The sequence below is a fragment of the Pseudomonas sp. RIT-PI-q genome, assembly GCF_001297125.1.
Taxonomy (GTDB): domain Bacteria; phylum Pseudomonadota; class Gammaproteobacteria; order Pseudomonadales; family Pseudomonadaceae; genus Aquipseudomonas.
The window spans coordinates 179,436-192,289 of the sequence record NZ_LHPC01000056.1; the positions used below are offsets into that span (position 1 = coordinate 179,436).

Genomic DNA, 12,854 nt, shown 5'->3' on the forward strand with positions numbered 1-12,854 from the left:
TCGGAAGGCCTTCGCACTTCATGTCATCGACCCCATTCAGTCAGTCTCTGCGCCGCCTCTGGGCGTTGGATAAATTCAGCTACAGCGTGCGGGTGTTCATCGCCCTGACCGGCAGCATGGCGCTGTGTTGGTATCAGGATGAAATGGGGCTGCTGATCCCGCTGTTCCTCGGGATTATCGCCAGCGCCCTGGCCGAGACCGACGACAGTTGGCAAGGCCGCCTCAACGCGCTGGCCGTGACGCTGGTGTGTTTCATGGTCGCCGCGCTGTCGGTCGAATTGCTGTTTCCCTACCCTGTTCTCTTCATCATCGCCTTCGCCCTGGCCGCCTTCTGCCTGACCATGCTCGGCGCCCTGGGCGAACGCTATGGCGCGATTGCCTCGGCGACGTTGATTCTGTCGGTCTACACCATGATCGGCGTGGACCAGCGTGGCGGCGCGGTCACCGATTTCTGGCACGAGCCGGTGCTGCTGGTGGCCGGCGCCACTTGGTACGGCTTGCTCTCGGTGCTGTGGCAGGCCATGTTTTCCAACCAGCCGGTGCAGCAGAGCCTGGCGCGGTTGTTCCGTGAACTGGGTTTTTACCTGAAGCTGAAATCGTCGCTGTTCGAGCCGATCCGGCAGATGGACGTCGAGGCGCGTCGTCTGGAACTGGCCCAGCAGAACGGTCGAGTCGTGGCGGCACTGAACGTCGCCAAGGAAATCATTCTGCACCGGGTCGGCAACGGTCGGCCGGGGTCGAAAGTCAGCCGTTATCTCAAGCTGTATTTCCTGGCCCAGGACATCCACGAGCGCGCCAGTTCCTCGCGCTATCCTTACAACGCCTTGGCCGACGCGTTTTTCCACAGCGACGTGATGTTCCGCTGTCAGCGCCTGTTGCGTCAGCAAGGCAAGGCCTGCCGAGCGCTGGCCGAGTCGATCCAGATGCGCCAGCCGTTCGTCTATGACGCGAGTTTCGCCGAAGCCCTGAGCGATTTGCACGCCTCCCTCGAACACCTGCGCATTCAGAGCAATCCGGCCTGGCGAGGCCTGCTGCGTTCGCTGCGGGCACTGGCCGCCAACCTCGGCACACTCGACCGCTTGCTCAGCGACGCCAGCAACCCCGATGCCCTGGCCGACGCCACCGACAGCAGCTTGCTCGACCGATCGCCACGCAGCCTCAAGGATGTCTGGATTCGCTTGCGCACCCAGTTGACGCCGACCTCGCTGCTGTTCCGTCACGCCCTGCGTTTGCCCCTGGCGTTGAGCATCGGCTACGGCATGGTGCATTTGATCCACCCGTCCCAGGGTTACTGGATCATTCTCACCACACTGTTTGTCTGCCAGCCGAACTACGGCGCCACCCGGCGCAAACTCGGTCAGCGGATCATCGGCACCGCCATCGGCCTGACCCTGGCCTGGGCGCTGTTTGACCTGTTCCCCAATCCCTTGGTCCAGTCGTGCTTCGCGATCGCGGCCGGGGTGGTGTTCTTTATCAACCGCACCACCCGCTACACCCTGGCGACTGCCGCGATCACCCTGATGGTGCTGTTCTGCTTCAACCAGGTGGGCGACGGTTATGGACTGTTCCTGCCACGGCTGTTAGATACGCTGCTCGGCAGCCTGATTGCCGGCCTCGCGGTGTTCCTGTTCTTGCCGGACTGGCAGGGCCGCAGTCTGAACAGAGTGCTGGCCAACACCCTGACCTGCAACAGCATTTACCTGCGCCAGATCATGCAGCAATACGCCGCCGGCAAAAGCGACGACCTGGCTTATCGCCTGGCCCGCCGCAACGCGCACAACGCCGATGCCGCGCTGTCGACGACGCTGGCCAATATGCTGATGGAGCCGGGGCATTTCCGTAAGGAGGCGGATGTCGGTTTCCGCTTCCTGGTGCTGTCGCACACCTTGCTCAGTTACTTGTCAGGGCTGGGCGCCCACCGGGAAACCCAACTACCGCCGGACGTGCGTGAGGCGCTGATCGACGGTGCCGGCGTGAGGCTGGCCGCCAGCATCGACGAAATCGCCCAAGGGTTGGCAAGCAAACTGCCGATTGCGATTCAAAGCGATGAGGAAGAGGCGCTGGCCAATTCGCTTGAGCACATGCCGGATGAAATCGATGAAGGGCAGCGGTTGGTTCAGACGCAGTTGGCGTTGATCTGCCGGCAGCTGGGGCCGCTGCGCACGCTGGCGGCGCATTTGATCAAGGATACGAGTGAGGATTGAGAGGTGTGATGCTTGTGCTGGCCTCATCGCGGGCAAGCCTCGCTCCTACAGGGTTGGGCGTGCCCTTGTAGGAGCGAGGCTTGCCCGCGAAGGGGCCAGCAGCTTCAACACAACTACTGAATCAACTCGCTCACATCCCATGCTGCCTCATCAACCGGTCATAACTGCCGTCCACTTTCATCGCCGCAATCTCGCGGTCGAAACCGGCGACGATCTGTTCATGCTTCGGGTTCTTCAGGCTGACCAGGATGTGCAGGCTGTTCTCGCTCAGCGGCTTGGGCAGGAACTCCACGGCATTGCGCACCGCGGATGACTCCCGGGCCAGGTAGTAACGCGCGACGTATTCGTCTTCCAGCGTCAGCTTGACCCGATCGGCAGCGACCATGCGCACGGCCATGGCGAAGCTGTGCACCGGGACTTTCTGCAGCGACACGTCTTCGTCGAACTCCGGCGAATAGGCGTAACCGCGCACCACCGCGATCGGGTAGGTGTGCAGTTGCTGCAGGTTGTTGTATTCGATCGGTGCATCTTTGCGCTTGAGAAAGCGCACGCGGTTGAGCAGGTATTCGCCGGAATACTGGCCCAGTTTGGTGCGCTCGTCGGTGTACCAGGCGTTGACCAGCACGTCGTATCGCCCCTCGCCCACCCCCAGCAAGGCCCGTGCCCAAGGCACTTGTTCAAAATCACTGGCATAGCCGGCCCGGGCCAGCGCAGTGCTGACGATGTCCGTGGCCAACCCACCATTGACCAGCGTGGCGTCGGTAAAGGGTGGCCAGGCATCGGCCACCAGCCGCAGCTTTTCTGCTGCCGCGCTCTGAGTCAGCAACAGCAATCCAATCAAAGCAAAAGCTCGATGCAATCGCGGCATGCTAGAAAATCCTTAGCGGGCGGGCTGCCCGGCGTGTTTTCAGCCAAAACTCCAAGGCCCCTGATCCGGCAAAACTCCGGTCTAACCTTAGCTCATCGAAGCCACTGCAAAGCGCGTCATCGAAGATTACACAAAGAAGACAACGCCGCGAGAAATGAATGATGGCATTTTGGCCTTTGTCACAGATTTCTTCGCCATACAGACATCTTTCGGCTGGGCGCTTAGTATCGAAGCGACGTTGTTCAAGGAATGTGAAGATGACAATCGATTGGGTCTGCAAACACCACAGCGATCTGGGCAAAGAACAGCTGTACGCCATTTTGCAGCTACGGGCAGAGGTGTTCGTCGTCGAGCAGAAATGCCTGTATCAGGATATTGATGGCCAGGATCTGGAAGGTGACACCTGCCATCTGATGGCCTGGGACGGGGATCGGCTGGTGGCGTACCTGCGGTTACTCGACCCGGAGCTGCAGGGCGGCGACGTGGTGATCGGGCGGGTGATCATTGCCCCTCAGGCACGCGGCACCGGGCTTGGGCATGAGTTGATGGCGCAGGCATTGAAACAGGCGGAAAAGCGCTGGCCCGATGTACCGATCTATCTCTCGGCCCAGGCGCATTTGCAGGGGTATTACGGGCGGTATGGGTTTGTCGTGGCGGGGGAGGAGTTTCTTGAAGATGACATTCCGCACATAGGAATGCGTCGTTCGTAAGGGCCCCATCGCGGGCAAGCCCGCTCCCACAGTGATTGCGTGTGAATCACACATTGCAATCCACCCCGGAACCTGTGGGAGCAGGCTTGCCCGCGATGGCGTCAGCCTGGTCACCGCAGAAATCAGGGATACTCAAGCACCGCTTTAATCTGCCGCAAATTACGCTCGATCCACCCCCGATCAATCGCCCCCCACTCGCGAATCCGATAGCGCCCGGCATGATTGCGTGCGCCCTCTTCCTGCTCGAACTCGCACACAATATCCAGATCTGCCAACGCCGCAATGGTGTCCTGGGCCGTGCGCCGGGGCATGCCGGTGACGTCGGTCAAGGCCGGGACGCTGCTGGCCAGCCCGCTGTCGATCAGGTACGCCACGTACAACCGACGGTAGAAGCTGCTCTTGGTCTTGCTTACGTCCATCTATGCCCCCTTTTTTTAAGACCGCAGCCTCGTTGCACTCGACAGCTCCTACATGGGTCCGTGTTCTTCTGTAGGAGCTGTCGAGTGCAACGAGGTTGCGATCTTTTGATCTTCTATTGCATGTCCCGCCACGTCAGGTACACCCGCAGGTCGAACTCAACCTGGTGATACCCCGGCAACATGTGCTCGCACAGCTTGTAGAACGCCTTGTTGTGGTCCGACTCCTTGAAGTGCGCCAGCTCATGCACCACGATCATTTTCAGAAATTCCGACGGCGCTTCCTTGAACAGCGAGGCCACGCGGATTTCTTTCTTGGACTTGAGCTTGCCACCCTGCACCCGGGAGATCGTGGTGTGCAGGCCGAGGGCGCGATGAGTCAGGTCCAGGCGGTTGTCGAACAACACTTTGTCGATGGCCGGGGCATTGCGCAGGTATTCCTGCTTGAGGTCCAGCGCATAGGTGTACAACGCCTTGTCGCTTTGCACGCCGTGTTTTTCCGGGTAACGCTGGCTCAGGTAGTCGCCCAGCCGACCCTCGGCGATCAGCTGTCGCACCTGGTCCTGCAACGTAGCGGGGTAAGCCTGGAGGTACTTCAACGCGGTCATTGGGGCGGCAACACGAGTCACGAAAAGGTCGCCAGTGTAGCGAATTCAGCCGGTCAGCGCGCTCCAGTCGAACGGCTGCACAAACTCACCGGTGTCCTCGGCCATCATCGGCCGCGACACCAGAAAACCTTGCACGTACTCGCAGCCATTGGCTTGCAGCCACTTGTATTGCGCAACGGTTTCCACCCCTTCGGCAATCACCAGCATCCCGTACTGTTTGCACAGGTCGATCACATTGCGCACCAGCGCCGCATCCCGTGAAGACTCCGGCAGCCGGGCGATCAAATGTCGATCGAACTTGAGCGTGTCCAGCTCCAGATCCCGCAGATGAGACAACGAGCACGGCCCGGAACCGAAATCATCCAGAGCCACCCGCACGCCGAGGTTACGCAGCAGACGCAACTGTTTGCGGGTCTCCTCGGGGTTTTGCATCAAGGCCTCTTCAGTGACCTCGACCTCCAGATAACGCGCTTGCAAACCATGACGCTCCAGCACCTGGCGCAATTCGGTGACGAGATTGGGCATACCAAATTGCGTACTGCTCAAACTGACGCCCAGCACCAAATCCTCGGCAAACAAGGTTTCCCAGGCTTTGCGTTGCTCGGCGCCACGCTGGTAAATCCAGCTGCTCAGTCGACTGATCAACCGCGCCTCTTCCAGCAGCGGCAAAAACAGCCCCGGCGGAACGTCACCAACGCTCGGATGCTGCCAGCGCAACAACGCTTCGAACCCGCGAATCTGCCCACCGGCAATAGCCACCTGTGGCTGATACACCAGACTGAAATCACGGTTCTCGATGGCCGTGCGTACGCTGTCTTCGAGCATCAGCCGCGAGCGCGCCCGGCCGTTCATTTCGTGATCATAGAAGCGATATTGCTGACGGCCGGCGCGCTTGGCTTCGTACATCGCGATGTCGGACGCCCGCAACAAACCGTCAAGATTGGCACCGCAGTCCGGGTACGTGGCGATGCCGATGCTGGCGCCCAGAGCGATATCCAGACCATCGATCTGCTGACAGATCGACACCCGCTCAATCAGCTTCTCGGCAATCTTAGCGGCCTGCTCGGGGAACTCAAGGTCCAGCAACGCCGTGAACTCGTCGCCACCGATGCGCGCCAGAATATCGAAGGGCCGCAAACACGCCTTCAACTGCTCCGACACCCAACGCAGCACCCGATCCCCGGCATCGTGACCAAGGGAGTCATTGACCCGCTTGAAGCCGTCGAGATCGAGGTACAGCAACACCCAGGCGCTGTCGGAGCGTTCGCCGCGCAGTAGCAGGTTTTCGGCGGTCTGGTAGAACCCCCGGCGGTTGAGCAGCCCGGTCAACGGATCGGTAACGGCCTGGAACTCCAGTTGCTGGTGCAGATGACGCACTACCGACATGTCCAGCACCGTCACCACCATGGCATGTTGTTCAGCAGGCAGCGGCGCGCAAGATAACGCCACCGGCACCTGTTGGCCGGGCGCGGTACGGAGCAAGGCGTCATGCAGGCGCAGGGTTTCACCGCGTTTGTAACCGGCCAACAGCTCGGAATCGGCCCAGACCGGGATATGCGGTTTTTGCAGGAAATCCAGAAACTCCCTGCCTTGCAGGTCTTGCACTGTGGCATTGAGCAGCCGCGACATCGCCGGATTGGCAAAGCGGATCAGACCGCCCTCATTAACCACCAGGATGCCTTCGGCCGCGTTATCCAGCACGGAGGCATTAAACGCGCGCGCAACCTCCAGATCGTGGCTCAGGCGCTGCAACGCACGGCGATTGCGCTGATGTTCGAGCAACGCCTGCACTTTGGGCTTGAGTATTTGTGGGTCGAACGGTTTGAACAGGTAATCCACCGCGCCACTGGCATAGCCCTTGAGCACGGCGTCCTGGGACTGCTCGTTGGCGGTGAGAAAAATGATCGGTGTGAGGCGGGTCCGCTGGCTGCCGCGCATCAGGCGCGCCACTTCAAAACCGTCCATGCCCGGCATCTGCACATCCAGCAGCACCAGGTCGACATCATGTTCGAGTAACAGGCTCAGCGCTTCGAAACCCGAGGCTGCGGTCAAGACCTGCCAGTCCTGGCGCTGCAACAACGCGCGCATGCTGGTCAGGTTTTCAGGATAATCATCGACGATTAAAAGAATCGAGCTGCCTTCAGATGGCGTGGGTTGCGCGCATTCCATGCTGCTTCTCTTGTTCGGGGCGATAGGCCGGTTTCTCGTGAAAACCGGACAAATACTAACGCTCACTCTAGACCGGGTTCCGCTAAAGCAGAAGGTGTCAGTAAGCCATCATTTAACCAAAGCGTCCATTTGCCGACTAACGGTCGGTCCTGCAGCCCTCTAAAACCGGGAAAGATGGCATTTCGACAGGATGTTGGCGTCAACCATCTGCCAGACGGGGATTAACAAAGACGGCTTCTACGCTTATAAAGACCGCCCTCCAAGGCACGTGCTAGAGCTTCTGGCACGGGCGTGCAGCAAAAAATCGTGGAAGCTTTTGACTATGATCGATCTCGCAACCTGGAACCTGAGTGTTCCTGTCGGCAATCCGCCGTACACCGTTGACACTCCCAAACTGGTGAAAGGCTTCAAGGATCAATACTTCCACTCCGACACCGGCACCCTGTTCTTCTGGTCCCCGGTCACCGGTTCGAAAACCGAAAACGCCAAGTATCCACGCACCGAACTTCGCGAAACCTACAGCAACGGCACCCTGCGCAACTGGCTGTACCCGGAGGCTGATAACTCCCTGCGGGCCACCCTGGCAGTGAACCAGGTCCCGAGCTCGGGCAAGATCGTCATCGGCCAGATCCACGCCTATGAAAGTCAGAAGCCTTTGGTGAAGCTCGAATATCAATACAAAACCAGCACCTCCTCCGGCAACATCGTCGCCAAGGTGCGCATGCACCCGGATGACGGCGAAGGGCGGGTCATCACCATCGCCACCGGAGTGAAACTGGATCAACAGTTCAACTACCTCATCCACCTCAGCCCTGGCGGCGCGTTGGGCATCAGCGCGGCGGGTTACCAGTGGGACACCGACATCAGCAAGACCTGGCGCGACAAGCCGCTGTACTTCAAGGCCGGGGTTTATGTACAGGACCACACGGGGTACACCAGTGAAGGCGGGAAAGTAACGTTCAGCAAGTTGGATATTGATCACGATAAATACCCCCCGACCCCTGTAGCAGCTGTCGAGCCCGCGAGGCTGCGTTCGGCTGCGAAGCAGTCGTAATCGGGCAAACACGATACATCTGAAGAAAAACCGTCTCAGTTTTACGACTGCTTCGCAGCCGAACGCAGCCTCGCGGGCTCGGCAGCTGCTACAGGGAGGGGAACGGCCGGGCGGTCCCCCACAAAAAACCCGCCTCTCGGCGGGTTTTTTAATGCAACTCAAACGCTGAAGGCTTAGTTGACCTTGGCGTTCAACTCACCTTTCAGATAACGCTGGTACATCCCTTCCAGCGAGATCGGCTTGATCTTCGAAGCGTTGCCCGCAGTACCGAAGGCTTCGTAACGTGCGATGCACACGTCGCGCATGGCCGTTACGGTGGCGCCGAAGAATTTACGTGGATCGAACTCGCTCGGGTTGGTGGCCATCAGGCGACGCATCGCACCGGTGGATGCCAGGCGCAGGTCGGTGTCGATGTTGACCTTGCGCACGCCGTGCTTGATGCCTTCGACGATTTCTTCAACCGGTACGCCGTAGGTTTCTTTGATGTCGCCGCCGTACTGGTTGATGATCGCCAGCCAGTCTTGTGGCACCGAAGACGAACCGTGCATCACCAGGTGGGTGTTCGGGATGCGCTTGTGGATTTCTTTGATGCGATCGATCGCCAGTACGTCGCCGGTAGGCGGCTTGGTGAACTTGTACGCGCCGTGGCTGGTGCCGATGGCGATGGCCAGGGCGTCGACCTGAGTGCGTTTGACGAAGTCAGCGGCTTCTTCCGGATCGGTCAGCATTTGGCTGTGATCCAGAACGCCTTCAGCGCCGATGCCGTCTTCTTCACCGGCCATGCCGGTTTCCAGCGAACCCAGGCAACCCAGCTCGCCTTCTACCGATACGCCGCAGGCGTGAGCCATGGCCACGGTTTGTTGGGTGACGCGGATGTTGTAGTCGTAGTCGGTCGGCGTCTTGCCGTCTTCGCCCAGGGAACCGTCCATCATGACCGAGCTGAAGCCCAGTTGAATGGAACGCTGGCAGACGTCAGGGCTGGTGCCGTGGTCCTGGTGCATGCACACCGGGATGTGCGGGAATTCTTCGATTGCCGCCAGGATCAGGTGACGCAGGAACGGTGCACCGGCGTATTTGCGAGCACCGGCCGAAGCCTGGACGATCACCGGGGAGTCAGTCTTGTCAGCGGCTTCCATGATGGCGCGCATCTGCTCAAGGTTGTTGACGTTGAAGGCTGGAACGCCGTAGCCGAACTCGGCTGCGTGGTCCAGCATCTGGCGCATGCTGATAAGTGCCATTGTGTGTGTCTCTCCCGGTTGAGGGTCGTTAATCGTGCCAGCCTGCCGTAGCGGCGGCGGCTATTCAAGTTATTGCAGATCGAGGGTTAGCCCGGACTGCGAATTCGGGTGTTGCATCAATTCCAGAACATCGGCCCCCTGCAGGAGCGAGCTTGCTCGCGATGGTGGCCCAGACAACGCGGGCATTCAGGTGCCCCGCGTTATCGTTAAAGACCCTCGCGAGCAAGCTCGCTCCTACAGGTGACAACCGCGGCCAATCAAATCATTGGTGGCGACCCAGTACACCAGGCCTTCCTCACCTTTTACGTGAAACGCCAGCATGTCGTTGCTGTACAGCGAACCTTCGGCGCCCGGTTCAAGCTTCAAGCGGTAGACCTGATCGGCCCCGCCGAGGCGCACATCGACTTCCTTGCGGCTGTCGTCGGTATAGCGCCAGAGCACTTTGGCCTGGCTGTCGCAGGTCCAGGTGGTCCAGTTGTCCGTCGATTCGGCAGGCTTGAACAGGTTGAAATTCGAGCAACCCGCCAGCAGTGCCAGCGCCGTAATGGCGATAAAACCTTTCATCCGTGTTCCTCGACTGACGGCGCACGCCGCCAGCCCTGGGTAAAGAGTCAGACCCGTCAAGGGCAGCCATGTTCCTTGGCCGGGGTCTGTGTCTCGTATTTGTCCAGGCCATCAGGCCCGGAACGCTTGTTGAGCACCGGGTTGGTTTCGGCCTGCCAGTCTGCCTGGTAACAGCCGTTTTGATCCGGCGCAGACGGCGCGGGGTCCGGCTTGGCTTTCGGGTTGCTCCCGCAAGCCGCCAGCGAAACCGCGACGATCAACAGCGCTAACGTCTTGACCATCTGAACACTCCTTTGCCTGGTCAAATGGGCGGCCTCAGGCCTTGGCCCGGCTTTCCAGGACTTCAACGGCTGGCAGCACCTTGCCTTCGACGAACTCGAGGAACGCGCCGCCGCCGGTAGAAATGTAGGAGATTTGCTCAGCAACGCCATATTTATCGATGGCGGCCAGGGTGTCGCCGCCGCCAGCGATCGAAAACGCCGAGCTTTCAGCAATGGCCTGGGCCAGGACTTTGGTGCCGTTACCGAACTGGTCGAATTCGAACACGCCCACCGGGCCGTTCCACAGGATGGTCTTGGACGACTTCAACAGCTCGGCGAAATTCGCTGCGGTCTGTGGGCCGATGTCCAGGATCATGTCGTCGGCGGCCACGTCGGCGATCAGCTTGACGGTCGCGGTCGCGCTTTCAGCGAATTCCTTGGCAACCACAACGTCCACCGGCAGCGGCACGCTGACCTTGGCGGCGATGGCACGAGCGGTGTCCAGCAGGTCCGGTTCGTACAGGGACTTGCCGACCGGGTGACCGGCAGCGGCCAGGAAGGTGTTGGCAATGCCGCCGCCGACGATCAACTGGTTGCAGATCTGGCTCAGGCTATTAAGCACGTCGAGTTTGGTCGAAACCTTGGAGCCGGCAACGATGGCTGCCATTGGCTGAGCCGGCGCGCCAAGGGCTTTGCCCAGTGCGTCCAGTTCGGCGGCCAGCAGCGGGCCAGCGGCGGCGACTTTGGCGAACTTGGCCACGCCGTGGGTCGAACCCTCGGCGCGGTGAGCGGTGCCGAAGGCGTCCATCACGAACACGTCGCACAGGGCGGCGTATTGCCGGGCCAGTTCGTCAGCGTTCTTTTTCTCGCCTTTGTTGAAGCGTACGTTTTCGAACAGCACGATGTCGCCGGCCTTGACGTCGACACCGCCCAGGTAATCGGCCACCAGCGGCACTTCGCGGCCCAGAGCCTTGCTCAGGTAGTCAGCGACTGGCTTGAGGCTGTTCTCGGCCGAGAACTCACCTTCGGTCGGACGACCAAGGTGCGAGCAGACCATCACGGCCGCGCCTTTTTCCAGGGCCAGCTTGATGGTCGGCAGCGAAGCCAGGATACGCGCGTCGCTGGTGACTACACCGTCCTTGACTGGGACGTTGAGGTCTTCGCGGATCAGTACACGCTTACCTTGCAGATCGAGGTCGGTCATCTTCAACACGGTCATGGGTCGCATTTCCTACTGTTTTGGAGAGGTGGCTGTTTGCAGATAGTGTTCTGCAACGTCCAGCATTCGGTTGGCAAAACCCCATTCGTTGTCGAACCAGGCCAGGATGTTCACCAGCCGTGGGCCGGAAACTCGAGTCTGACTGGCATCGACGATGGCCGAATGTGGGTCGTGATTGAAATCACAGCTTGCATGGGGGAGCTCGGTGTAAGCCAGAAGGCCTTTGAGCGGGCCACTGGTGGCGGCCTCGCGCAGAATCCGGTTGACCTCGGTGGCGTCGGTGTCGCTGACGGTCTGCATCGTAATGTCGAGGCAAGACACGTTAACCGTCGGCACTCGTACGGCTTTGGCCTGAATTCGCCCGGCAAGTTCCGGCAACAGACGCTCGATGCCACGCGCCAGACCAGTGGACACCGGAATCACCGACTGAAACGCCGAACGGGTACGGCGCAGGTCTTCATGGTGATAGGCGTCGATTACCGGTTGGTCGTTCATCGCCGAGTGGATGGTGGTGATCGACACGTATTCCAGACCAATGGCCTGATCCAGCAGGCGCAACAGCGGCACGCCGCAGTTGGTGGTGCAGGACGCGTTGGACACCAGCAGCTCGTCGCCGGTCAGGCAATCCTGGTTCACGCCGTAGACGATGGTGGCGTCGACATCCGCCTCGCTGGCCATCGGCTGGGAAAACAGCACGCGTGGCGCGCCGGCGTCGAGGAAACGCTGGCCATCTTCACGTGTGTGGTAAGCGCCGGAGCACTCCAGCACCAGATCGACGCCAAGCGACGCCCAATCGATGCCTTCGGGGGTGGCACTGCGCAGGACCTTCACGCAGTCGCCCTTAATATGCAGACAATCGCCTTCGACCTTCACTTCGCCGGGGAAACGCCCGTGCGTGGAGTCGAAGCGTGTCAGGTATTCGATGCTGGCCATGTCGGCCAGATCGTTGATCGCGACAATTTCAAACCCGGCCTTATCGCCTCGCTCGAACAACGCACGCAAGACGCAACGACCAATCCGGCCGTAGCCGTTGAGTGCAACTTTGTAAGGACGCGGTTGAGGCATGGGGTTCTCGATAATACGCAGCCAGACGAAATTCTCATGTGCAACACACCCCTTGTAGGAGCTGGCTTGCCAGCGAAGAGGCCCTCAAGTCTTGCACTATTCTTGAGGCCGCCTTCGCTGGCAAGCCAGCTCCTACAGGGACCGCGGTGGTTCTGAAACCACCGCGTTGTGTTTTTAGTCTTCCAGCAGCTCTTCAGCCTGACCCAGGATGTTTTCCAGGGTGAAGCCGAACTCTTCGAACAAGGCAGGCGCAGGCGCCGACTCGCCGTAGGTGGTCATGCCGATGACGCGGCCTTCCAGGCCCACGTATTTGTACCAGTAGTCGGCGTGAGCCGCTTCGATCGCGATCCGCGCGCTGACCTGCAACGGCAGGACCGCTTGTTTGTAGCCGGCGTCCTGCGCATCGAACACGCTGGTGCACGGCATCGAAACCACACGCACCTTGCGACCTTGCTCGGTCAGCTTGTCGTACGCCTGAA

General features: G+C 60.2%; 12 protein-coding genes and 1 pseudogene. 3 read left to right on the forward strand and 10 right to left on the reverse strand.

The window, feature by feature from the left end; all coding sequences use genetic code 11:
- The first annotated feature begins 20 nt into the window (after positions 1-20).
- Positions 21-2,204 (forward strand): YccS family putative transporter, encoded by a 2,184-nt coding sequence (gene yccS / locus AEQ67_RS30615; RefSeq protein WP_059407484.1) that lies wholly within the window; start codon positions 21-23, stop codon positions 2,202-2,204.
- Between the two features lie 130 nt (positions 2,205-2,334).
- Here the strand turns inward: yccS and AEQ67_RS30620 are convergent, their stop codons facing one another.
- Positions 2,335-3,072, reverse strand: a complete 738-nt coding sequence (locus tag AEQ67_RS30620) for a substrate-binding periplasmic protein (protein WP_059407485.1) — start codon at positions 3,070-3,072, stop codon at positions 2,335-2,337.
- A gap of 257 nt (positions 3,073-3,329) precedes the next feature.
- Between AEQ67_RS30620 and AEQ67_RS30625 the strand changes: the two genes are divergently transcribed.
- Entirely contained in the window at positions 3,330-3,782 is a 453-nt protein-coding gene (locus AEQ67_RS30625; RefSeq protein ID WP_059407486.1) for a GNAT family N-acetyltransferase, read from the forward strand.
- Between the two features lie 122 nt (positions 3,783-3,904).
- Here the strand turns inward: AEQ67_RS30625 and AEQ67_RS30630 are convergent, their stop codons facing one another.
- From AEQ67_RS30630 to AEQ67_RS30640, 3 genes are all read right to left on the reverse strand, one after another.
- Positions 3,905-4,201, reverse strand: coding sequence for a winged helix-turn-helix domain-containing protein (locus tag AEQ67_RS30630; protein WP_008033286.1), 297 nt, complete (start codon positions 4,199-4,201; stop codon positions 3,905-3,907).
- Positions 4,202-4,314: 113 nt separating this feature from the next.
- On the reverse strand, positions 4,315-4,806 hold the full coding sequence (locus AEQ67_RS30635; protein ID WP_059407487.1) for a M48 metallopeptidase family protein: 492 nt from the start codon (positions 4,804-4,806) through the stop codon (positions 4,315-4,317).
- Between the two features lie 45 nt (positions 4,807-4,851).
- On the reverse strand, positions 4,852-6,975 hold the full coding sequence (locus AEQ67_RS30640; protein WP_059407488.1) for a putative bifunctional diguanylate cyclase/phosphodiesterase: 2,124 nt from the start codon (positions 6,973-6,975) through the stop codon (positions 4,852-4,854).
- A gap of 322 nt (positions 6,976-7,297) precedes the next feature.
- Between AEQ67_RS30640 and AEQ67_RS30645 the strand changes: the two are divergent.
- A pseudogene (locus AEQ67_RS30645) lies at positions 7,298-7,963 on the forward strand (polysaccharide lyase family 7 protein); the annotation flags it as partial.
- A gap of 239 nt (positions 7,964-8,202) precedes the next feature.
- Here the strand turns inward: AEQ67_RS30645 and fba are convergent.
- From fba to AEQ67_RS30675, 6 genes are all read right to left on the reverse strand, one after another.
- Positions 8,203-9,267 carry a class II fructose-bisphosphate aldolase gene (gene fba, locus AEQ67_RS30650; protein WP_008151974.1) on the reverse strand — a complete coding sequence of 355 codons (1,065 nt, stop codon included), beginning with the start codon at positions 9,265-9,267 and terminating at the stop codon, positions 8,203-8,205.
- A 234-nt stretch (positions 9,268-9,501) separates the two neighbouring features.
- The gene (locus tag AEQ67_RS30655; RefSeq protein ID WP_059407489.1) at positions 9,502-9,831 is read right to left on the reverse strand and encodes an MliC family protein; all 330 of its coding nucleotides are present in this window, start codon (positions 9,829-9,831) and stop codon (positions 9,502-9,504) included.
- A gap of 56 nt (positions 9,832-9,887) precedes the next feature.
- Entirely contained in the window at positions 9,888-10,112 is a 225-nt protein-coding gene (locus AEQ67_RS30660; protein WP_059407490.1) for a hypothetical protein, read from the reverse strand.
- 34 nt (positions 10,113-10,146) lie between these two features.
- Positions 10,147-11,310, reverse strand: a complete 1,164-nt coding sequence (locus AEQ67_RS30665) for a phosphoglycerate kinase (RefSeq protein ID WP_059407491.1) — start codon at positions 11,308-11,310, stop codon at positions 10,147-10,149.
- A 12-nt stretch (positions 11,311-11,322) separates the two neighbouring features.
- The gene (gene epd, locus AEQ67_RS30670; RefSeq protein WP_059407492.1) at positions 11,323-12,375 is read right to left on the reverse strand and encodes an erythrose-4-phosphate dehydrogenase; all 1,053 of its coding nucleotides are present in this window, start codon (positions 12,373-12,375) and stop codon (positions 11,323-11,325) included.
- Between the two features lie 174 nt (positions 12,376-12,549).
- Positions 12,550-12,854: transketolase-like TK C-terminal-containing protein (locus AEQ67_RS30675; RefSeq protein WP_330219467.1), on the reverse strand; the 305-nt coding region annotated here is incomplete at its 5' end.

What these genes read in the sequence shown, in the direction of transcription:
- yccS (WP_059407484.1), top strand. Translation starts at nt 21, where the DNA reads ATGTCATCGACCCCATTCAGTCAGTCTCTGCGCCGCCTCTGGGCGTTG.
- AEQ67_RS30620 (WP_059407485.1), bottom strand. Translation starts at nt 3,072, where the DNA reads ATGCCGCGATTGCATCGAGCTTTTGCTTTGATTGGATTGCTGTTGCTG.
- AEQ67_RS30625 (WP_059407486.1), top strand. Translation starts at nt 3,330, where the DNA reads ATGACAATCGATTGGGTCTGCAAACACCACAGCGATCTGGGCAAAGAA.
- AEQ67_RS30630 (WP_008033286.1), bottom strand. Translation starts at nt 4,201, where the DNA reads ATGGACGTAAGCAAGACCAAGAGCAGCTTCTACCGTCGGTTGTACGTG.
- AEQ67_RS30635 (WP_059407487.1), bottom strand. Translation starts at nt 4,806, where the DNA reads ATGACCGCGTTGAAGTACCTCCAGGCTTACCCCGCTACGTTGCAGGAC.
- AEQ67_RS30640 (WP_059407488.1), bottom strand. Translation starts at nt 6,975, where the DNA reads ATGGAATGCGCGCAACCCACGCCATCTGAAGGCAGCTCGATTCTTTTA.
- fba (WP_008151974.1), bottom strand. Translation starts at nt 9,267, where the DNA reads ATGGCACTTATCAGCATGCGCCAGATGCTGGACCACGCAGCCGAGTTC.
- AEQ67_RS30655 (WP_059407489.1), bottom strand. Translation starts at nt 9,831, where the DNA reads ATGAAAGGTTTTATCGCCATTACGGCGCTGGCACTGCTGGCGGGTTGC.
- AEQ67_RS30660 (WP_059407490.1), bottom strand. Translation starts at nt 10,112, where the DNA reads ATGGTCAAGACGTTAGCGCTGTTGATCGTCGCGGTTTCGCTGGCGGCT.
- AEQ67_RS30665 (WP_059407491.1), bottom strand. Translation starts at nt 11,310, where the DNA reads ATGACCGTGTTGAAGATGACCGACCTCGATCTGCAAGGTAAGCGTGTA.
- epd (WP_059407492.1), bottom strand. Translation starts at nt 12,375, where the DNA reads ATGCCTCAACCGCGTCCTTACAAAGTTGCACTCAACGGCTACGGCCGG.